Here is a 19,542-nt window from a genome sequence, read left to right as displayed (position 1 = left end):
CAAACGTCCGGTTGCCCGGCATCACGCGCGCTGTACACTGAACGAAGGCTGCTCGCTCCGGCGCAATCCGGGGCGAGGACGACGAATATAAAACGAAGAAAACGGCACAATCGGAGGGGAAACATGTCCGTCACGACGGCAGCGTCGACGCTCGTCGACGTCGTGCGCAACCAGGCGCAGGCACTCGGCTCCGCCACCGCCTATGAGTTCGAAGGCCGCATCACCAGCTTCGCCGAGTTCGACCGCAAGACCAACCAGGTCGCGAACGCGCTGAAAGCCCTCGGCCTCAAGCCGGGCGAGCGGATCGCCTATTTCGGCAAGAACAGCGACGTCTATTTCGAGCTGCTGGCCGGCGCCATGAAGGCCAACATCGTGATGGCGCCCGTCAACTGGCGCCTAGCAGGACCGGAAGTGGCGTTCATCGTGGAGGACTGCAAGGCCCCTGCTTTGTTCGTCGGTCCGGAGTTCATCACCATGATCCGGCAGATCCGCGACCAGCTGCCGAGCGTGCGGCATATCATCACCACCGAAGGCGGCGCGCCGGAATGGCAGGACTACACGGCGTGGCGCGATGCGCAGAGCGCCGATGATCCGGGCGTCGACATCACGCCGAAGGACATCGCGCTGCAGCTCTACACCTCAGGCACGACAGGCAAGCCCAAGGGCGCGATGCTGTCGCACGCGAACTTCCTCAACCTCGTCAACACCGGCAATCCCGCGGAGAAGCCGGACTGGAACAAATGGTCGACCGAGGACGTCTCGCTGATCGCGATGCCGATCTTCCATATCGGCGGCTCCGGCTGGGGCCTGATGAGCCTGTATCACGGCGCTCGCGGCGTCATCGCCCGCGAGTTCGATCCGACCAAGATCCTCGACTTCTTCGAGCAGTCCGGGATCACCAAGCTGTTCATGGTGCCGGCCGCGATGCAGTTCGTGGTGCGGCAGCCAAGGGCGCGGCAGGTTGATTTCTCGCGGTTGAAATACATGCTCTACGGCGCCTCGCCGATCCCGGCGGCGCTGCTGAAGGAATGCATCGACGTCTTCAAATGCGGCTTCGTGCAGATGTACGGCATGACGGAGACCACCGGCACCATCATCGCACTGCCGCCGGAGGATCACGTCGAGGGGCTCGAGCGGATGCGCTCGGCCGGCAAGCCGCTGCCGGGCGTCGAAGTCGCGATCATCGATCCCTTGGGCAACCCGCTGCCGCCGCGGCAGGTCGGCGAGATCGCCACCCGATCAGGCTCCAACATGGCCGGGTACTGGAATCTGCCGGAGGCGACCGCACGCACGCTCGGCAAGGACGGCTGGCTGCGCACCGGGGACGCCGGCTACATGGACGAGGACGGCTACGTCTACATCCACGACCGCATCAAGGACATGATCATCTCGGGCGGGGAGAACATCTATCCGGCCGAGGTCGAAAGCGCGATCTGCGATCATCCCGATGTCGCCGAGGCCGCAGTCATCGGCATTCCCGATGACAAATGGGGCGAGGCGGTGAAGGCGATCGTCGTCATGAAGCCGGGCAAGCAGGCGACAACGACCGACATCATCAACTTCACCCGCACCCGCATCGCCGGCTTCAAGACGCCGAAGAGCGTAGACTTCCTCGACGCCCTCCCGCGCAATCCCTCCGGCAAGATTTTACGGCGGAATCTGCGCGACCCGTATTGGGCGGGCAAGGACCGGCAGGTGAACTAGACGTATACAATTCCCGTGAAGATGCATCCTGGATCGCTTCGCTGCCGCTCGCGATGACGAGGAGAGAGCGTGCACTCTCTCTCCACCGTCATTGCGAGGCGCCCTTGCGCCGAAGCAATCCAGGGGCCAAGCGACAGGTCTGGATTGCTTGCTGACGCTCACGATCGCTATCTTCGAACTACAGCCACCTCACCTCTTGTTCACCCCCATGTACCCGAACAAAAAGCCTGCCACCTTGCGCATCTGGATCTCCTCGCTGCCCTCGGTGATGCGATAGCGGCGGTGGTGGCGGTAGATGTGCTCGAACGGCTTATGGCGCGAATAGCCCATGCCGCCATGGACCTGGATGGCGCGGTCGGCGGCTTCGCAGCACAGGCGGTTAGCCCAGTAGTTGCACATCGAGACCTTGTCGGAGAGCGTCTGCTCGACCTGCGCCTGGGTGAGTTCGTCCATCTCCCACGCGGTCTTGCGGATCAGGAGTCGCAACATCTCCGCCTGCGTCGCCAGCTCCACCAGCGGCCACTGGATCGCCTGGTTCTCGGCCAGCGCCTTGCCAAACGGCTTGCGCCCTCGGGCGTAGTTGACGCTCTCGTTGATGCAAAAGACGGCCGCTCCGAGCGAGCTCGCCGCCTGGCGGATGCGGTTCTCGTGCACGAAGCACTGCGCCAGCGACAGTCCTCGCCCGACCTCGCCAAACAGCGCGTCCTCCGGCACGAACACGTCGGTAAAGCTGACGCGGGGATGATCGGTCGGCATGTTGAAGGTCCAGAGATACTCCTCGACCTTCACGCCTTCGCTCTTCGCCGGCACCAGGAAGCAGGTGATGCCGCGCGCGTCGCCGTCATTGCCCGAGGTGCGCGCGAACAGCGCGCAGTGCGTGGCGACGTGCATGCCCGTCGTCCACATCTTCTCGCCGTTGATCAGCCAGCCCTTGACGTTGTCGCGGGTGGCAGGCTCGGCCTTGGTCTCCATGTGCGTCGCGTCCGAGCCGTGATGCGGCTCGGTCAGGCCGAACGTGATGCGGTACTTGCCGGTGATCGAGCCGTCGATCATCGCCTTCTGGTCGTCGCGGCCGTAGCGGTCGAGCATGGTGACGATCGGCAAATTGCCGACGATCGAGTGCTCGTTCTGCAAATCGTTGTGCAGGCCGAGCCCCTTGGAGGCGAAGTGCTCGCGGATCACGGCCATCCAGAGGTTGGAGCCGTCCTTGCCGCCGTAGCGCTTCGGGATCGCGAAGCGCAGGTGGCCGGCGGCGTCGGCGCGGTCCTTAGCCTTGCGCAGCAGCTGCTCCCACTCATGCCGCGGCAGGCCGCCATTCTCGAAATCGGTGCGCGCCCATTCGCGGCGATGGTCGAAGAAGCGAATGTTGTCGTCGGCCTCCTCGAGCGGCTTGATCTCGGCGGCGATGAAGCGGTCGAGCTCGTCGAGATAGGCGACCAATTCCCTCGGCAAGGAAAAATCCATGGCGTGTCTCCCTGTGCGTGTCGTTGTTGTTCTTGATCTTGACCAGCCCGGCCCTCCGCCGCGTGCTTGTGGCGCGCAGCGCGGTTGCGTATTTGGATGACTGCAGATGCAGCGCAGGCGCTAAGCTCGCGCAACGTTGCCAATCAGAAACCAGGAGGAACGGTCGATGGAGCTGAAATTCTCGAAGGTCACGCGCAAGGGACCGGTCACGATCGTCACCCTGGCCCGCCCCGAGGTCTACAACGCGCTGCATACCGACGCGCATTACGAGCTCGAGGCGGTGTTCGACGGCTTCGCCGCCGATCCCGAGCAATGGGTCGCGATCATCACCGGCGAAGGCGACAAGGCGTTCTGCGCCGGCAACGACCTGAAATGGCAGGCGGCCGGCGGCAAGCGTGGCTGGGGCCGAAGCGGCTTCGGCGGCCTCACCTCGCGCTTCGATTGCGACAAGCCGCTGATCGCAGCCGTCAACGGCGTCGCGATGGGCGGCGGCTTCGAGATCGCGCTGGCCTGCGACCTGATCATCGCATCGGAGAATGCGACCTTCGCCCTGCCCGAGCCGCGCGTCGGCCTCGCCGCGCTCGCCGGTGGCCTGCAGCGGCTGCCGCGCCAGATCGGCATGAAGCGCGCGATGGGCATGATCCTCACCGGTCGCCATGTCGGCGCGCGCGAGGGCCACGAGCTCGGCTTCGTCAACGAGGTGGTGCCGCAGGGCGAGGCGCTGTCGGCCGCGGAGCGTTGGGCCGAGACGATCGCCAAGAACTCGCCGATGTCGATCCGCGCCTCCAAGCAGGCGATCGAGAAGGGCCTCGCGGTGTCGCTGGAGCAGGCGATCACCGAGCAGCGCGACTACCCGGCGGTGCAGGCGATGATCCATTCGCAGGACTACATCGAGGGACCGAAGGCGTTCTCGGAGAAGCGGCCGCCGCAATGGCTGGGGCGATAGAGCTTCACTGACTCCGTCGTTCCGGGGCGCGCGCAGCCAGCGCCCGAAATCCATAACCACGATCACGCATATGGATTCAGGGCTCCCGACTTCGTCGCGTCCCGGAATGACGCGGGTCGGCCTCCACTCCGTCATGGCCGGGCTTGACCCGGCCATCCACATCTCGCGGCAGTTGCGTGAGGGGATGGATGCCCGGGTCAAGCCCGGGCATGACGACCGAGGGTTACGGGCCATTCGTGCCCCTTCCCGCCTCGCGCTTGTAGGATGCGTAGTTCGGCTGGTCGACGGCGAGCTTGTCGAGCGTGGTCCGCCAGAGGTGCTCTTTCAGCCCCGGCGTCGCGAGGTCGACGGCGCCGCTTGCGATCTGCTCCGCCAACATGCGGTTGAGATCGAGCAACTCACCGTTCTGTCCCAGCAAATCCTTCAACCGCGCATGCTCCGCGGCGTCCGCGGGCGCAGCCTGCGTGAGCTGCCGTACGACGAGATCGAGCGCATTGATGCCGACGCGCAGCTTGAACGCCTGGTGCCCGGAGATCATCGGGGCGATGTCGTTGCGCAGGAAATCCGCCACGGCCTGCACCAACTCGGTCGGCGTCGGTTCGTCCTGCATCAGCCCTCTCCTCGCGGCGCCAAGAGCCGCAGCAGATCGATCTCGGTCTCCGAGGCGCGGCGGCCGATCATCGCGCGCTCCATCGAATGGTCGGGACCTTCGCGAAACCGCTGCATCATGCCGCAGCACATCACGCCCCAGCGCAAGGTGCCCATGACTTCCCAGAACTTCACCCTGCCAGGATCGACCTTGCGGCCCGCGGCCTCGTAGCCGGCGAACAGCTCCTCGCGCGAGCCGAAACCGCCGACGGGCTTGTCGATTTCGCCGAAGCGCCAGGAGTTGACACAGATCCAGCCGAGGTCCTCCATGGGATCGCCGAGATGGGCGAGCTCCCAGTCGAGCACGGCGCGCACGCCGTCGGGACCGATGATCAGATTGCCGTTGCGGAAATCGCCGTGCACCAGCGTCACCTCGGCCGACGGACCGGGATCGTTCTGCGACAGCCAGCGCAGCGCCAGATCGAACACCGGGCGCGGCCAGTCGAAGCTGTGATATTCGCGCGCGAGCTCGGCGATCTCCCTGGTCGCGTTCATCTCGCGTAGCTCAGGCAGCTCCGCGCGGGCGATGCCGTGGATGCCGGCGGCGATGCCGCCGAGCTGGCGTGCGAGACGGGGGCGCGCCTCGGCAAACTCGGCGTCGCGCAAAATCTTGCGGGCGATGGTCTCGCCCTCGACGCGGCGCATGATGAAGCCGGTGCCGAGATCATCGGCGGGCGCCAGCAGGTGCAGCACCTCGGGCGACGGCACGCCGGCGGCGTGCGCCAGCCGCATCAAGGCCGCCTCATTGTCCAGCCCCGCCGCGCGGCCGGGCGCGGCGCCGTAGCCTTTCGGCGAGCGGCGCAGGATGGCGCCGACATCGCCGTCGGGGTGGACGATGTCGAAGCGCCACGTCTCCTGGCTGGCGCCCCCCGACAGCTTGGCGGCGCCACGCACGCCGGTCGCGCCCGGCATGAAGGCGGCGAGGCAGCGGGACAGTTCGCTCTCGATCATTGGCCCTTGAACTTGGCCGGGCGCTTTTCAAGAAACGCGGTGACGCCTTCCTTGAAGTCGGACGTCGCGCCCGCGACGCGCTGCGCCTGGAATTCGGCGTTGAGCTGCTCCTCGAACGAGTTCTCGGGGCTGTCCCAATACAGCCGGCGGATCTGCGCCAGCGCCACCGTCGGGCCGTTGGCAAGCTCGTGCGCGAGCTTCATCGTCTCCTGCTTCAGTGCCGCGTCGTCATAGACGCGGTTGACGAGGCCCCATTGCAGCGCCGTCTCGGCCGGCAGCTTCTCGCCGAGCAGCGACAGCTCGATCGCGCGCGCCTTGCCGACCAGACGCGGCAACAGCCAGGTCGAGCCGCAATCAGGCACCAGGCCGATGCGGCGGAACGCTTGCAGGAAGTAGGCGGATTTTGCGCACAGGATCATGTCGCCCATCAGCGCGAAGCTCATGCCGGCGCCGGCGGCCGGGCCGTTGACCGAGGTCACGATCGGGCAATGCAGGTTGCGCAGACGGCGCAGGAACGGATGGAAGGCGGTCTCGAGCGCGGCGCCGGCATTGCTGCGGCCGGGCTTGGCCTGCGCGTTGCGCCCTTGCAGATTGGCGCCGGTGCAGAAGGCGCGTCCCGCGCCGGTCACGACCAGGCAGCGCACGTCCGCCCTCTTCTCCTCGATCTCGTCGAGCGCTTCGGCGAGCCCGCCGAGCATGTCGATGGAGACCGCGTTCATCACCTCCTGATGATCGAGCGTGAGGATGGCGACGGGCCCGTCGAAATCGAGTGTGACGTGCTTGAACTGCATGGTTTCCTCTCAAGAGCTTGTCGAGCGCTGCATTCTTCGCGGCGGAAATTCGCAGCATCGCTTGGTTCGTGCAGCATATTTGATTTTTGTGTTTCGGTTGTCCATGGTTGCGTCATCCAAATAATCGAAGCGACGCACAGCGTCCTCACATCATCACGGAAACGCTCATGACCATGTTCGATCTCACCAGCCGTGTGGCCGTCGTCACCGGCGGCAATGGAGGCATAGGCCTCGGCATCGCCCAGGCACTTGCGTCCAGTGGCTGCAACGTCTCGATCTGGGGACGCAACGCCGAGAAGAACAAAGCCGCCGCGGCATCGATGGCCGCCGGCCCCGGCAAGGTCGATACGCGCATCTGCGACGTGACGAGTGCCGCCTCCGTCGCAGAGGCGATGAAGGCGACGCTGGACACCTTCGGCCGCGTCGACGGCTGCTTCGCCAATGCCGGCATCGGCGGCGGCGGCCGCAAGCCGTTCATCGAGCGCAGCGAGGAGGAATGGCGTGCGATGTTCGCGACCAATCTCGACGGCGTCTTCCACGCCTTCCAGGCCGCTGCGCGTCACATGACCGCGCGCGCCGAGGCCGGCGATCCGTTCGGCCGGCTGGTTGCGACATCGAGTCTGGCCTCGCTGTTCGGCACCGCACGCAACGAGCATTATGCCGGGACGAAGGCTGCCCTCAACGCGCTGTGCCGGGCGCTGGCGGTCGAGCTCGCCCGCTACGGCGTCACCGCGAATGCGATCCTGCCCGGCTGGATCAAGAGCGACATGACGGCGGGCATCATGGGCAACGAGAAGTTCGTCGCCAACGTCATGCCACGCATTCCGGTGCGTCGCTTCGGCGAGCCGTCGGATTTCGGTGGCATCGCCGTGTACCTGATGAGCAAGGCCTCGTCGTATCACACCGCCGATTGCTTCGTGATCGACGGCGGCTATACCGCGTTCTGACACGCCGGAAGACGCGGTGGACCGGTGCGCCGGTCCACCAAAGCGGGATTTGTTCCCGCGCTTTATTCCAAGATTTCCGAAATTTAATGGTCTCGGGCCTGCCACGCCCCCGTGACCTCGGCGTTGTCCCTCATCACATGACGAGGAGACATCGAGGGGAAGGAAGCCATGAAGCGCGGCGTGACGGTTTTGGCCTGTGTGTCTGCCCTGACTGTGGCCGGGTATTTCGCCATCGCCAAGTGGGGCATCCAGCACGAGAGCCGTGAGTTCTTCGATGCCGAGCGGCAGCGGCCGATCACGGTCGATATTGCCGTTCGCACGGATTACGAGATGAAGGCCAATGCCGGGCTGTGGCGGCTCCCGGTCGCCATCATCAGCAACGGCAACACGGTGAAGAACACCGAATACTCGTTCCTCGCGAACGTGTTCGCCGCGCGCGGCTATCTCGTCGCCAGCGTCCAGCAGGACCTGCCGACGGACCCGCCGCTCGTCACCAAGGTCGGCCTGCCCTATGTCGGTCGGCTCGACGTGTACAAGAAGGGCGAGGCCAACATCCTGTGCGTGCTGAACGAGATGAAGAAGCGGCATCCGAACGCCGACTACGATCATCTCACCCTGGTCGGCCATTCCAATGGCGGCGATACCGCGATGTATTTCGCCAAGGAGCATCCGAACATCGTGTCGCAGGTGGTGACACTGGACAATCTGCGCGTTCCTTTCGTCATCCGGGACAAGCTGAAGATCCTGTCGTTCCGCTCCGATGATCCGGAGTTCAAGACCGATCCGGACGTGCTGCCCAAGCAGCTCGGCAAGAAGAGCGGCATCGACATCATCAAGACCGAGTTCCAGCACACCTGGATGAGCGACCGCGGCCCCTATACGGCGCGGGAACGGATCCAGGCGACGCTCGACAAATATCTCGGCGGCGATGCGACCAGCGAGCTTGCGCCGGCGGATACGGACAACCTGATCGTCACCAACGGAGCGGCCGCCCTGCCCTGACACCAGCGGTCGACGCGCCACGCTCTCGCGGCGCGTCGCGCGCCCGAGCTTTTTCGGCCGAGACCCTCGCGAACGACGAGGGCGCAGGGAATGCCGGGTGATGGCCTCACCCGCGGCCCGCCTGCGAAGGAAAATGCAGGCGGCAGGTACCACAGGTTCAGCCGGATCGACCCGGCATTCCCCGCGCGATGGCTTGACGGATTATACGTACTCTCCCCGGGGACCGGGCTGTTTTGCCCCCGTCACCGGCGGATCATCGTCTCCGCCGGCTTGGCATCAGCGTCGGGATGCCAGGACCATACGACTTCACCGTGCGGATCGTCTTGTTCGTCGGCGCGTGTAACCGCGCTGCAATCCGATCCGCCCACCGCATCCCTGCCTCACGTCTCGTGACGATCGCGATACGCCCCTCGTGGCGAAGCAGGATGCGCGGGAAGATCGATCTGATTTGCCCGACGACACAAGCCTTCGAGCCTGCGACAAACTGGCACGACGGGCAGACGACGCATGGCAGCTGCGCAATCGCGTGGCCGCCAGGCGCCGCAATGCTGTTAGTCCTGCGGCTTCTTGGCCGGCGGGCCGTTCTTGTTGCCCGGCATGCCCTTGATGTTCGACGGGTCCTGGGCGCTGACGTCGGGGTTCTGCCGGTTGATGGTCGAGGACGAGCCCACCGTGCCCGAGTCTGTTGCCGACGGCCCGTTCTTGTTACCGGGCGCGCCCTGGATGCCCGCTCCGGAATTCTGCGCGCTCGGCGGCGTGGTGGTTGGCTGCTGCGTGCCCTGCGCCCAGGCCGAGCCGGCCGACACGACGAACGCGCACGCAATCAAGCTGATCATGGGTTTCACGGCGTGACCTCCCTTTATAGTTGCTGTGCTGTTCGAACGTGGCGTGATCGGAGCCGTTCCAGGGAACGCCGAATTTCACAGGGGACGCGCCGCGGATGCACGCAGTCTTTGCCCGCTTTATCGGCTTCCGCAACGCAACGTGGCCGACTACGGTCGGCTCACCAACGCATCAGAGGCCGCGACACATGCAATACCTCTCCACCGATCTCAGCCCGCGCGAGCGCTACAAGATCCTGACCTCCTTCGTGCTGCCGCGGCCGATCGCCTGGGTCACGACCAAGAGCGAGACCGGCGTGGTCAACGCCGCCCCGTTCTCGTTCTTCAACGTGATGGGTGAGGATCCGCCGCTGTGCGTGTTCGCGATCAATCTGCGGCCGGACGGCCGGGTGAAGGACACGCTGGTCAATATCCGCCGCGCCGGCGAGTTCGTGGTCCACATCACCGACGAGCCGCTGGCCCAAGTGATGCACGAGACCGGCGGCGACTTCCCGCCCGAGGTCAGCGAACCGGATCATCTCGGGCTGAAGCTCGCGCCGTCGCGCATGATCGACGTGCCGCGGCTGGCGGACGCGCCGTTCGCGATGGAGTGCAAGACCTGGCAGCTGATCGACGTCAACGGCGACCGCGTGCTGGTGCTCGGCGAGGGCCTCGCCTTCCACATCCGCGACGAGCTCTGGGACGCTGAGAAGATGCGGGTCGAGATGGAGCTGTTCCATCCGGTCGGCCGCATGTTCGCCGACCGCTATTGCCGGACCAATGACCGGATGGATTTCCCGCCGGCGAAAGGCGCCGGCTGAGCCTTCCATCCGCGCCGCCGGGGCTGATGCTCAGTAGGTGGCGGCGAGATAGTCGACGATCCTGCCGACATCGGCGTCGTCGATCGGAGCGCCATAGACCTTGATCATCTTGGTGACCTCGGCCTGCCAGAACTCCTTCTTGTTCTTCATCGGCGGCTGCGTCTTGATGTAGTCGGCGGAGTGGCAGGCCGTGCAATTGCCCTGCACGACGGCGAGATCGGGTCCCGGCTTGAAGGCTGCCGTCTCCTGCGGAACCTTATAGTTGACCGGGGCCGCGATGAGCGCGGCAGGCCCAGCCGCAAGACAACCGAGCCCGACAGCCAGCGCAGCGAGGCAAGACATCCGTTGCATGGTCGTGCTCCTCAAGCCGCGGTGACGCGGACGGTTTCGACGACGTTGCGCAGATAGCCGGCCGGATTCCAGCGCGGCGTCTCGGGCTGCGTCTCACCGGCATTGCTGGTGGCCCGCACCTTGAGCTCGTGGGCCCCGGCAGCGAGCTTCACCGGCAACTTCCACTCCCGGAACGAGTACTTCCCGAGATCCTTGCCAAGCTTCGCGTCGTTCCAGGTCTGGCCGCCATCGGTCGAGACGGCGACCTGCTTGATCCCGCTCCCACCATCGAAGGCAATGCCGCGCAGGACAGCCGTTCCCGCCTTGAGCTTCGCGCCATCGCTGACGCTGGTGATGAAGGAACGGACCGTGAAGCGGTTGATCGGGATCGTCGCCTTCGGTGCAGTGCCGGGCTCGACCGCATTGTTCGGCGTGTCCGGAATGCGGTACGCCGATTTCATCCAGAAGCCGTCGAACACGTTGTCGATGACGGTGATCTCGTTGAGGTGCTTGACCCAGTAGGTGCCGTAATAGCCAGGCACGATCAGGCGCAGCGGAAAGCCGTTGAGGAATGGCAGATCCTCGCCGTTCATGCCATAGGCCAGCATCACCTCGCCGTTCATGGCGTGATCGATGTCCAGCGCTTTGACGAAGTCCGGCGTCTTGTCGACGATCGGGCCATCCATGCCGTTGAAGGTGACCTGCTTGGCGCCGGCCTGAACCCCAGCCATCTCGAGCACGGCCTTGAGCGGCACGCCGCGCCAGCGCGCATTGCCCATCGCGCCATTGCCGAGCTGGCCGCCGGCAACGCGCGGCTCGAAGAAGCCGCGGCTGTTGCCGGAGCATTGGTTGACGGCAACGATCTCGGTCGCCTTCAGCTTGCGAATGTCCTTGAGTGACAGCTTGAGCGGCTTGTCGACCTTGCCCTTGATCTCGAGCGTGAACTTGTCGGGATCGAGATCGTAGGGAAGCCCCGCCAGATGATAGCGGACGAAGAAGGCGTTGTTCGGCGTGATCACGCCGTCATTGAACACCGCGAACGGCGTCTCGAGCTGCGGCGGCCGGCTCGTCAGGCCGATCATCAATCGCTTCTGCGGATATTTCACCAGCGGGCGCTCGCCGTTGGCGAACGGCAGGGCCACGACGTCCTCGGCCAGCGCACGGCTCGCGCCAAGGCCACCCAGCAAGGCGGTCAGCCCCGCTCCCTTGAGCAGGTCACGTCTGTCGATCATGCAACTCCCTCCGGAGTGGTCGTTCTCGCCCGAGGTCATCACCTCGGGACCGTGTATTCAGTTCGTCCGGCGCGCGGCAGGATTTTCTGCGGATACTGATAGTTGCACGATTCTCTTGGGCCGAGAAACGATGTGGAGGTCGGAGGAGCCCCCTCGATCCGCTGCACTGCGGCAAGAACAGCTTGAGAGCTTGAGTTGTAGTGGACGTGCAGGGTGGCAAAGCGGCGCCGTCAGGCGGCGCGTGCCCACCAATGGTCGATGTGGGGACGATGGTGGGCACGGCGCGCGCGAACGGTCAAACGCAATCATGACGATCTCGGCGCGCCTTTGCCCACCCTACGGGAACATCGCGGGCAACTACTTGCCCTGCGCGATCTTGTCCTGCGTCTTGGTGTCGAAATCGCCGGCGTCGTGGCGTTCGTGGAGCTGGCTGGCGGGGTCGCCGGAAACGCGGTTGACCATGCGGCCGCGCTTCACGGGGGCGCGCTGCGCGATCTGGTCGGTCCAGCGCTGGACGTTCTTGTAGTCCTGCACCGAGAGGAACTCGCCGCCTTCGTACAGCAGGCCCTTCGACAGCGCACCGTACCATGGCCACACCGCGATGTCGGCGATGGTGTAGTCGGAGCCGGCGAGATACTCGCTCTCCGACAGACGCCGGTCGAGCACGTCGAGCTGGCGCTTCACCTCCATCGAAAAGCGGTCGATGGCGTATTCGATCTTGGTCGGGGCATAGGCGTAGAAATGGCCGAAGCCGCCGCCGAGATAGGGCGCGGCGCCCATCTGCCAGAACAACCAGGACAGGCATTCGGCGCGCTTCGCAGGCTCGGTCGGCAGGAAGGCGCCGAACTTCTCGGCGAGATAGACCAGGATCGCACCGGATTCGAACACGCGGATCGGCTCGGGTCCGCTGCGGTCGAGCAGCGCCGGGATCTTCGAGTTCGGATTGATGGCAACGAAGCCCGAGCCGAACTGATCGCCCTCCCCGATGCGGATCAGCCAGGCATCATATTCAGCGCCGCTGTGCCCGAGCGCCAGGAGCTCCTCGAGCATCACGGTGACCTTCACACCGTTCGGCGTGCCCAGCGAATAGAGCTGCAAGGGATGACGGCCGACAGGCAATTCCTTCTCATGCGTCGGTCCCGCGATCGGGCGATTGATGTTGGCGAAGCGACCGCCGCTGGCCTTGTTCCAGGTCCAGACCTTGGGCGGCACATAGCTGTTCTGTTCAGACACGAGAAACTCCGGCGTGAGCGGCAAAACGAGCGACGGTTTTAGGCGCATATGCCGTCGAGCGGAAGCCATCGCGCGCGCGGGCACCATCGGCATTTTCTGCATTGCGCGGTCGAACCGGCGATGACAGAACCGAGACAAGACAACAATGACGGCTCTCTCGGGCCGCTCCCGTTTGGAAACGCCCATGACTGCAATGGCCATGCCCCCGGAACGCATTCCCGTCATCGTCGGCGTCGGTGAGATCGTCGATCGTCCCAAGGACCTCGCCGAGGGACTGGAGCCGTTGGCGCTGCTCGAGCAGGCGATCCGCCGCGCGGAAAATGATGCGGGCGCCAAGCTGATCCAAGACACCGGCTCGCTCGACGTCGTCAACTTCCTGAGCTGGCGCTATCGCGATCCGGAGCAGCTGTTGGCCCAGCGGCTCGGCGTGACACCCGCGCATTGCTCCTACGGGCCGGTCGGCGGCGAGAGCCCGATCCGCTACCTGCACGAAGCCGCGCTGCGCATCGCGCGTGGCGAATGCGACGTCGCGGTGGTGTGCGGTGCGGAGGCGCAGTCGACGGCGACCAAGGCCGAGCGCGCCGGCGTCGCCCTGCCCTGGACGCCGTTCGCGCACGATGTGGAAGAGCCGAAGCGCGGCGCCGCGTTCCAGAAGCCGCTCGCGGTGAAGCTCGGCGTATTCCGCCCCGTCTCGGTCTATCCGTTCTACGAGGTCGCGAGCGCGGCGAAGTGGGGCCAGACGCCGCGGCAGGCGCTCGCCGAATCCGGCGAGCTGTGGTCGCGCTTCTCGGCGGTCGCCGCCTACAATCCCAATGCCTGGCTGAAGAGGCACTTCGCGCCGGAGGAGATCGCGACGCCCTCGGCCGACAATCGCCCGATCGCCTGGCCCTACACCAAGCTGATGGTCGCCAATCCCATGGTCAACATGGGCGGGGCGCTGATCCTGACCAGCCTGGCGAAGGCGCGCGCCGCCGGCGTTGCCGAGAACCGCATGATCTATCCGCTCGGCGGCGCCTCTGCGGAGGACCCGCGCGATTATCTGACGCGCGATCAGTTCGCCGAAAGCCATCCGCAGAATGCCGTGCTGCAGGCGGCGATGAACCTCGTCGGCGGCAAGGGCTCGGCGTTCGACGTGATCGAGCTCTACAGCTGCTTTCCGTGCGTGCCGAAGATGGCGCGGCGGACGCTCGGACTCGGCGCCGATGTCGAGCCGACCGTCACCGGCGGACTGACGTTTTTCGGCGCGCCGCTCAACACCTACATGACGCACGCCGCCTGCGCGATGGTGCGGCGGCTGCGGGGCGGCGGCGCCAGGCGCGGCCTGCTCTACGGCCAGGGCGGCTTCGTCACCAAGCATCATGCGCTGGTGATCTCGCGCGAGCCGCCCTCGGCGCTGTCACAGGACGTCAGCGTGCAGGCGGAGGCCGATCGTCATCGCGGCACAGCGCCGGAGTTCGTCGGCGAAGCGTCAGGCAACGGCAAGGTCGAGAGCTTCACCGCGCTGTATGACCGCAACGGCGAGGTCGAGCATGGCGTGGTGATGCTGCGCACCGAGCAGGACACGCGCACGCTGGCGCGCGTGCCGGCACGGGACGAGGCGACGCTGGCACGGCTTATGGACCTGGACAGGACCCCGGTCGGCGCGCTCGGTACGATCACCATGGCGGGTGATGGCGTGCCGGAGTGGCGGGTGAGTTAGGACGCTCCTCAGCAGAGCGCCGTCATTCCGGGGCAATCTGCATGCGCTGAAAGCGTATGACGATTGAGCCCGGAATCTCGAGCTTGTTGGAAAAGGTCGCAAAACAAACTCGAGATTCCGGGTTCAAGGCCTTCGGCCTTGCCCCGGAATGACGGCGCGTGTGATCCAGCATGCCATCACTCACACCTCGCGCGCCTCGCGCTGCCAGCGCGCATAGGCCGTATCCCAACCGGGATCTGCGTCGGCCGGGAAACCCAGCGTCCTGCCGCCGCCAAGGTCGCGAAAGCCGGTCATGGCGCGGCGATGCGCGCCGCTTCCGACATAAGCGCGCATGCTGGCCTCGTCGCGCCATACCGTCAGCGTGTGGTAGATGCCATCGACGGGACGCAACTCGACGCGCAGGTTTCCCGGAGCGCCGCGCGCCTGGCTCACGGCCCGCGAGGTGTGCCACCAGAAGCGCAGCAGGCGGACGAGCCCGGGATGCGGACGGAAGCCGGTGACGGAAACGTAGACGCTCATGAGTGCCCCTGGGATCACGGATCGGCCGCACGGCCATGGCGGCTCCTACGGATCGGCGTGAGCACAACGATGCTCGGAGCGTTCTGGATGTCCGACGGCGCATCGCGCGCCAACGCCGCTCAGCGCGCGGTGCGCTTGGGCTTCGTATCCTCGGGCACCGTGCCCGTGGTCTCGGCGGGCGCGGGAACGGCGCGGCCATCGCCGACCAGCACCTGCTCGCGCTTGCGCGCAAGCGCATCGTCGCGGCGCGCCACCGCGGTCGCCAGCTCCGGATTCAGCTTCAGGGCCTGGTTGAAGTCGGCAAGCGCGCGGTCGTAGCGCCCCTTCGCGAGCCAGACCGCGCCGCGGTCGCTGTAGAGGTCGGCGTCGCTGAAGCTCATGCGCACCGCGCGATCGAGATCCACCAGCGCCTCGTCGAGCTCGCCGGTCTGCTGCAGCGCCAGCGCGCGATCGTGCAGCAGCGCCGGATTGTTCGGATCGAGCCGGATCGCCTTCTCATAGTCCGCCACCGCGCGGTCCCACCGGCCCCTGCGGCCGAGGTCCCGAGCACGGTAGCGGTAGAGGTCGGCATTGCGCGGCGCGAGCTGGACGGCCTCGTCGAAATCGGCGATGGCGCCGTCGAGATCACCCTGCTGGCTGCGCTCCAGGGCACGCCGGACGAAGCCGGCCGCGGTGGTCGGCTGTGCCGGTGAGACCTGCTGTCCTGCGGTCGCCTCCTTCGCCGGAGACGGCGCCGGGCTTGCTTCAGGCGCTGGTGGCGGGACCGGCAGCACCGCACCGGTCGCGTCCTGCGGGGCCGACGCCACGTCGCCGCGGGCGTCGCGCGGCGGCTCGGAGCGAGGTTGAGCCGGCGGTTGCAGGGTGACCGAGCGCGTCGCCGGCGACCGGATCGTCCAATCGCCGAGCGATGGAAACAGCAGGATCTCCAGCCCGATCAGGATCGCGCTGAGCACCGTGGTCGCGGCGGTGAACTGGAAGATCGCGTCCCAGCGTTCGCGGCGGATCCGCGCGCGCTCGGAGGCGAGCTCCTCGTCATATTCGGCGCGGCGGCCGGGATCGCGCAGGACGTTGTAGGCGATGATGATCAGCTTGAGCTGATGCTCGGACGCGGCGTCGCGTCCTCCCGTGAGGTCGGGATGATGCGCCTTGGCGGCCTGCCGGAACGCCTTCTTGATCGTATCGAGATCGGCGCGCGGCGAAACTCCGAGCACCTCGTAATGCGTTTTCATCAATCTGCCTCGCGGCCCCCTTCCGCGCTCGCGTCGTGATCATGCTGACAACATGTCGAGCGCATAATGGGCGCCATCGCGAACGAGCCGGCCAAATCCGGGCCATGGAAAATGCGAGCCGCAGATCAGCGTTCCGTCTGCGACCACCCTGTCGAGCAATCTGCGCCGGCTGACCTCCGCAGCCGGAGCATCCTGGTCATATGCGCCGTGCCATTCGGGATGGCGCAGGCTGAGCGCCGGCACATAGGCCGTGTCGCCCGAGATCATCAGCTGCTCCTGGCCGGAGCTGAGATGAAAGGCGGTATGTCCCGGCGTGTGACCGTGGACGCTCACGAAATGAATGCCGGGCACCACCTCGTCCTCGCCCTCGACCGGCAGCACGTTCTTCCAGCCCGGAAGCACGCTCTGGATGCGGCGGGCGAGCGCCTGCCGCCACGGCGGAAGCCGGCTGGTCATGGTCGGATCGGTCCAGAAATTGTACTCCGCCGCGGCCACGATGATCTCGGCGTTGGGAAACACCGGCGCGTTGCTGTCCTCGCCGAGCAGTCCAAAAATATGATCGGGATGAAAATGCGATATCAGGATGGTGTCGATGTCCTGCGGACGAAGGCCGGCCGCCTTCAGATTGTCCAGCATGCGGCCCGACACGAAGATGGAATCGGAATTGTAGCCCTGCACCTGGCCGCCGCCGCCGGCGTCGCACAGCACGGTCTTGCCTCCCAGCCGCACCACATAAGTGCTGATCGGCACCGGCACGAAAGCGGGGCTGAGGCCGGCCGCGCGCAGCGCCGCCTTGACGTCATTGATGCCGGCATTGCTCAGGAAGCCCGCCTCATGCGGCTTCTCCCAGATGCCGTCATAGAGCGCGATCACCTCGGCCTCGCCCACGGTGAGCCGACGGAAGCCGCGCTCCGGATCCACCGTGCGGCGGCGGGGCTTGGCGGCGATGGCGAGCGGCGCATCGAGACCGAAGCCCGCGGCCGCGAGGGCGGCCGACAACACCAGGGTCCTGCGCGAAGGTCCGCACGCGATCACATTGCCCGCCAATAATTTGTACCGCTGGTTGAACAAATTCCGGATGCAAGGAAGCTTTGCACCTTAGCGGGATTATGGCGTGATGGCGGCGTTTGTGGCTGACGCGCTGCTTCCTGGCCAAGCGATGCACGAAACGCACAGTGTTGGGTCGGTCGGCAGACGGACCCCAGGTCGAGCTGCGAACGGGTGGCAGATGCAGGTTTTCTCGACCGCCAATGTCCAACGACAAACGGCGCCCCGCGGGCGCCGTTCAACTATCGCACCTGATGTGGCCAGTCCGGCCGTGTCCACCGGGATCAGGCGGCGCGGACCGACTGAAGGAAGCGGCTGACCTCCTGCTTGAGGCGGTTGCTGTCGCCCGAGAGCTGGCGCGCCGCGTTGAGAACCTGGCTCGACGTGTCGCCGGTCTCGCTGGCGCCACGCTGAACGTCGGTGATGTTCGATGAGACCTGCTGCGTGCCGGTTGCGGCATGCTGGATGTTGCGGGAGATCTCGGCGGTGGCGGCGCCCTGCTCCTCGACGGCGGCGGCGACCGTCGCGGCAATCTCGGACAGCCGTTCGATCGTCGTCGAGATCTCGCGGATGGCGCCGACGGATTCGTTGGTGGCCGCCTGGATGCCGGAAATCTGCTGGCCGATCTCTCCGGTCGCCTTGGCCGTCTGCTCGGCGAGCGCCTTGACCTCGGAGGCCACCACGGCGAAGCCGCGGCCCGCTTCGCCGGCGCGCGCGGCCTCGATGGTGGCGTTGAGCGCGAGCAGGTTGGTCTGGCCGGCAATCGTGTTGATCAGCTCGACGACGTCGCCGATGCGTGTCGCCGCCTTCGACAACTCACCGACCCGATCGTTGGTCCGCCGCGCCTGATCGACGGCGTCGGAGGCGATGCGCGCGGATTCCTGCACCTGGCGGCTGATTTCCTTGACCGAGGACGTCAGTTCCTCGGTCGCGGAGGCGACGGCCTGGACGTTGGCCGAGGCCTCTTCGGAGGCCGCGGCTACGGTCGTCGACAGCTCCTGCCCGCGCAGAGCGGTGCTCGACAGCGAATTCGCCGAACTCTCCAGATTGCCGGAGGCCGATGAGACGGTGTCGACGATGTTGCCGATCGCGCCCTCGAAACTATCCGCAAGCTCCGACATCTCCTGCTTGCGCGTGCGCTGTGCCCGCTGCTCCTGCTCCATCAGCTCCCTCGCATTGAAGCGAACCATGGTCTGCACGGTCTGCAGGTTGCGCAGGGCGCGGCCGATCTCGTCGTCGCGCTCGATGTGCATGCGGGTGTCGAGCTTGCCCTGGGTGATGCTCTCCATCGTCTCGTTGACGTGATCGAGCGGGCCGACGATGACGTTCATCGTGCGCAGGCCGACCATGCCGCACAGCACGACGCCCGCTCCGGCAATCGCCGCGGCGATCATGCCGCCGAGCCCGCCCTCGCCGAACGAGATTGCGCCGAGCACGATCAGGAACAACGTCTGCAGCGCGATCAGCGTGCGCAGCCGCGACGCGATCGTGCCGGTGAACATCGCGAGGTGATCGAATATCGAGCGGCGACGAACGATGCCGTCCTCGATCTTGTAGCCGTGCGGCTTCTTCTCGCGGATCGCCGCATACACCTGCTCGGCCTCGGTGCGCTGGTCGGACGGCAGCTTGGTGCGCACCGACGTGTAGCCGACAACCTGGCCGTCCTTCCGGATCGGCGACGCCGTCGCCAGAACCCAGTAGTAGTCGCCATTCTTGCGGCGGTTCTTGACCGCGCCGACCCACGGCCGCCCCGCCTTCAGCGTGCTCCAGAGATTGTCGAACGCCTCCGGAGGCATGTCGGGATGGCGCACGATGTTGTGCGGCTGGCCCATCAGCTCGGCCTCGGTGAAGCCGGCGGCCTTGACGAAATCCTCGTTGAAGAACGTCAGCTTGCCCTTGGTGTCGGTCTTCGACACGATCAGGGTGTCATCCGTGATCGGATATTCGACGTTGGTGACAGGCAGGTTCTTGCGCATGGCGCGGCTTCCGATCTGCAAGGATGGGCTGAGGCCATGCCGACGGTGGCATGGCTAATTTTTTGGGTCGCGATCTCCGGAGTATCGCAGCCGTCGATTAACCCATGCTAAAATGCAGCAACCGCGAAAATACGGTCAGCACTGCCACCGCTTCCAGGTTGCAACTCGGTCTCAGCACGGCG

Annotated in this window: 18 protein-coding genes; 6 read left to right on the top strand and 12 right to left on the bottom strand. The window is 65.9% G+C overall.

The window, feature by feature from the left end:
• The first annotated feature begins 123 nt into the window (after positions 1 to 123).
• Positions 124 to 1,704, top strand: coding sequence for a fatty acid--CoA ligase (locus tag NLR35_RS25400; RefSeq protein WP_257169266.1), 1,581 nt, complete (start codon positions 124 to 126; stop codon positions 1,702 to 1,704).
• Positions 1,705 to 1,893: 189 nt separating this feature from the next.
• On the opposite strand, the gene NLR35_RS25395 is transcribed toward NLR35_RS25400, so the two are convergent.
• A complete protein-coding gene (locus tag NLR35_RS25395) occupies positions 1,894 to 3,168 on the bottom strand; it encodes an acyl-CoA dehydrogenase family protein (RefSeq protein ID WP_257169265.1) in 1,275 nt (424 codons plus the stop codon).
• Between the two features lie 166 nt (positions 3,169 to 3,334).
• Here NLR35_RS25395 and NLR35_RS25390 point away from each other — a divergent pair, with 166 nt between their 5' ends.
• Positions 3,335 to 4,114, top strand: a complete 780-nt coding sequence (locus NLR35_RS25390) for an enoyl-CoA hydratase-related protein (protein ID WP_257169264.1) — start codon at positions 3,335 to 3,337, stop codon at positions 4,112 to 4,114.
• A 223-nt stretch (positions 4,115 to 4,337) separates the two neighbouring features.
• Here NLR35_RS25390 and NLR35_RS25385 read toward each other — a convergent pair whose 3' ends face one another.
• The 3 genes from NLR35_RS25385 to NLR35_RS25375 are packed head-to-tail and all read right to left on the bottom strand — an operon-like array spanning position 4,338 to position 6,504.
• Positions 4,338 to 4,724, bottom strand: a complete 387-nt coding sequence (locus NLR35_RS25385; protein ID WP_257169263.1) for a DUF6285 domain-containing protein — start codon at positions 4,722 to 4,724, stop codon at positions 4,338 to 4,340.
• Complete coding sequence (locus tag NLR35_RS25380; protein ID WP_257169262.1) at positions 4,724 to 5,713, bottom strand: phosphotransferase family protein; 990 nt, start codon at positions 5,711 to 5,713, stop codon at positions 4,724 to 4,726. The genes NLR35_RS25385 and NLR35_RS25380 overlap by 1 nt, the downstream gene beginning before the upstream one ends.
• On the bottom strand, positions 5,710 to 6,504 hold the full coding sequence (locus NLR35_RS25375) for an enoyl-CoA hydratase/isomerase (protein WP_257169261.1): 795 nt from the start codon (positions 6,502 to 6,504) through the stop codon (positions 5,710 to 5,712). The genes NLR35_RS25380 and NLR35_RS25375 overlap by 4 nt, the downstream gene beginning before the upstream one ends.
• A gap of 167 nt (positions 6,505 to 6,671) precedes the next feature.
• On the opposite strand from NLR35_RS25375, the gene NLR35_RS25370 reads away from it, so the two are divergent.
• Positions 6,672 to 7,451, top strand: coding sequence for an SDR family NAD(P)-dependent oxidoreductase (locus NLR35_RS25370; RefSeq protein WP_257169260.1), 780 nt, complete (start codon positions 6,672 to 6,674; stop codon positions 7,449 to 7,451).
• 168 nt (positions 7,452 to 7,619) lie between these two features.
• On the top strand, positions 7,620 to 8,453 hold the full coding sequence (locus NLR35_RS25365) for an alpha/beta hydrolase (RefSeq protein ID WP_257169259.1): 834 nt from the start codon (positions 7,620 to 7,622) through the stop codon (positions 8,451 to 8,453).
• 551 nt (positions 8,454 to 9,004) lie between these two features.
• On the opposite strand, the gene NLR35_RS25360 is transcribed toward NLR35_RS25365, so the two are convergent.
• The gene (locus NLR35_RS25360) at positions 9,005 to 9,298 is read right to left on the bottom strand and encodes a hypothetical protein (protein WP_257169258.1); all 294 of its coding nucleotides are present in this window, start codon (positions 9,296 to 9,298) and stop codon (positions 9,005 to 9,007) included.
• Between the two features lie 185 nt (positions 9,299 to 9,483).
• On the opposite strand from NLR35_RS25360, the gene NLR35_RS25355 reads away from it, so the two are divergent.
• Positions 9,484 to 10,095, top strand: coding sequence for a flavin reductase family protein (locus tag NLR35_RS25355; RefSeq protein ID WP_257169257.1), 612 nt, complete (start codon positions 9,484 to 9,486; stop codon positions 10,093 to 10,095).
• A gap of 30 nt (positions 10,096 to 10,125) precedes the next feature.
• Here NLR35_RS25355 and NLR35_RS25350 read toward each other — a convergent pair whose 3' ends face one another.
• The 3 genes from NLR35_RS25350 to yghU form a co-directional block, all read right to left on the bottom strand.
• Complete coding sequence (locus NLR35_RS25350; RefSeq protein ID WP_257169256.1) at positions 10,126 to 10,446, bottom strand: cytochrome c; 321 nt, start codon at positions 10,444 to 10,446, stop codon at positions 10,126 to 10,128.
• A gap of 11 nt (positions 10,447 to 10,457) precedes the next feature.
• Positions 10,458 to 11,657: a molybdopterin-dependent oxidoreductase gene (locus tag NLR35_RS25345; protein ID WP_257169255.1), complete on the bottom strand. Its 1,200-nt coding sequence runs from the start codon at positions 11,655 to 11,657 to the stop codon at positions 10,458 to 10,460.
• A 357-nt stretch (positions 11,658 to 12,014) separates the two neighbouring features.
• Positions 12,015 to 12,890: a glutathione-dependent disulfide-bond oxidoreductase gene (gene yghU / locus NLR35_RS25340; RefSeq protein WP_257169254.1), complete on the bottom strand. Its 876-nt coding sequence runs from the start codon at positions 12,888 to 12,890 to the stop codon at positions 12,015 to 12,017.
• Positions 12,891 to 13,074: 184 nt separating this feature from the next.
• On the opposite strand from yghU, the gene NLR35_RS25335 reads away from it, so the two are divergent.
• The gene (locus NLR35_RS25335) at positions 13,075 to 14,589 is read left to right on the top strand and encodes an acetyl-CoA acetyltransferase (RefSeq protein WP_257169253.1); all 1,515 of its coding nucleotides are present in this window, start codon (positions 13,075 to 13,077) and stop codon (positions 14,587 to 14,589) included.
• A gap of 180 nt (positions 14,590 to 14,769) precedes the next feature.
• Here the strand turns inward: NLR35_RS25335 and NLR35_RS25330 are convergent, their stop codons facing one another.
• From NLR35_RS25330 to NLR35_RS25315, 4 genes are all read right to left on the bottom strand, one after another.
• The gene (locus tag NLR35_RS25330; RefSeq protein WP_257169252.1) at positions 14,770 to 15,108 is read right to left on the bottom strand and encodes an antibiotic biosynthesis monooxygenase family protein; all 339 of its coding nucleotides are present in this window, start codon (positions 15,106 to 15,108) and stop codon (positions 14,770 to 14,772) included.
• Between the two features lie 119 nt (positions 15,109 to 15,227).
• Complete coding sequence (locus NLR35_RS25325; RefSeq protein ID WP_257169251.1) at positions 15,228 to 16,337, bottom strand: tetratricopeptide repeat protein; 1,110 nt, start codon at positions 16,335 to 16,337, stop codon at positions 15,228 to 15,230.
• Positions 16,338 to 16,376: 39 nt separating this feature from the next.
• Entirely contained in the window at positions 16,377 to 17,339 is a 963-nt protein-coding gene (locus NLR35_RS25320; RefSeq protein ID WP_257169250.1) for an MBL fold metallo-hydrolase, read from the bottom strand.
• Between the two features lie 329 nt (positions 17,340 to 17,668).
• Positions 17,669 to 19,360: a methyl-accepting chemotaxis protein gene (locus NLR35_RS25315; RefSeq protein WP_257169249.1), complete on the bottom strand. Its 1,692-nt coding sequence runs from the start codon at positions 19,358 to 19,360 to the stop codon at positions 17,669 to 17,671.
• Positions 19,361 to 19,542: the final 182 nt, after the last annotated feature.

It is taken from the genome of Bradyrhizobium sp. SRS-191 (assembly GCF_024586915.1).
Classification (GTDB): domain Bacteria; phylum Pseudomonadota; class Alphaproteobacteria; order Rhizobiales; family Xanthobacteraceae; genus Bradyrhizobium.
This window is presented reverse-complemented; position numbering and strand designations above follow the sequence as displayed.

What these genes read in the sequence shown, in the direction of transcription:
- NLR35_RS25400 (WP_257169266.1), top strand. Translation starts at nt 124, where the DNA reads ATGTCCGTCACGACGGCAGCGTCGACGCTCGTCGACGTCGTGCGCAAC.
- NLR35_RS25395 (WP_257169265.1), bottom strand. Translation starts at nt 3,168, where the DNA reads ATGGATTTTTCCTTGCCGAGGGAATTGGTCGCCTATCTCGACGAGCTC.
- NLR35_RS25390 (WP_257169264.1), top strand. Translation starts at nt 3,335, where the DNA reads ATGGAGCTGAAATTCTCGAAGGTCACGCGCAAGGGACCGGTCACGATC.
- NLR35_RS25385 (WP_257169263.1), bottom strand. Translation starts at nt 4,724, where the DNA reads ATGCAGGACGAACCGACGCCGACCGAGTTGGTGCAGGCCGTGGCGGAT.
- NLR35_RS25380 (WP_257169262.1), bottom strand. Translation starts at nt 5,713, where the DNA reads ATGATCGAGAGCGAACTGTCCCGCTGCCTCGCCGCCTTCATGCCGGGC.
- NLR35_RS25375 (WP_257169261.1), bottom strand. Translation starts at nt 6,504, where the DNA reads ATGCAGTTCAAGCACGTCACACTCGATTTCGACGGGCCCGTCGCCATC.
- NLR35_RS25370 (WP_257169260.1), top strand. Translation starts at nt 6,672, where the DNA reads ATGACCATGTTCGATCTCACCAGCCGTGTGGCCGTCGTCACCGGCGGC.
- NLR35_RS25365 (WP_257169259.1), top strand. Translation starts at nt 7,620, where the DNA reads ATGAAGCGCGGCGTGACGGTTTTGGCCTGTGTGTCTGCCCTGACTGTG.
- NLR35_RS25355 (WP_257169257.1), top strand. Translation starts at nt 9,484, where the DNA reads ATGCAATACCTCTCCACCGATCTCAGCCCGCGCGAGCGCTACAAGATC.
- NLR35_RS25350 (WP_257169256.1), bottom strand. Translation starts at nt 10,446, where the DNA reads ATGCAACGGATGTCTTGCCTCGCTGCGCTGGCTGTCGGGCTCGGTTGT.
- NLR35_RS25345 (WP_257169255.1), bottom strand. Translation starts at nt 11,657, where the DNA reads ATGATCGACAGACGTGACCTGCTCAAGGGAGCGGGGCTGACCGCCTTG.
- NLR35_RS25335 (WP_257169253.1), top strand. Translation starts at nt 13,075, where the DNA reads ATGACTGCAATGGCCATGCCCCCGGAACGCATTCCCGTCATCGTCGGC.
- NLR35_RS25330 (WP_257169252.1), bottom strand. Translation starts at nt 15,108, where the DNA reads ATGAGCGTCTACGTTTCCGTCACCGGCTTCCGTCCGCATCCCGGGCTC.
- NLR35_RS25325 (WP_257169251.1), bottom strand. Translation starts at nt 16,337, where the DNA reads ATGAAAACGCATTACGAGGTGCTCGGAGTTTCGCCGCGCGCCGATCTC.
- NLR35_RS25315 (WP_257169249.1), bottom strand. Translation starts at nt 19,360, where the DNA reads ATGCGCAAGAACCTGCCTGTCACCAACGTCGAATATCCGATCACGGAT.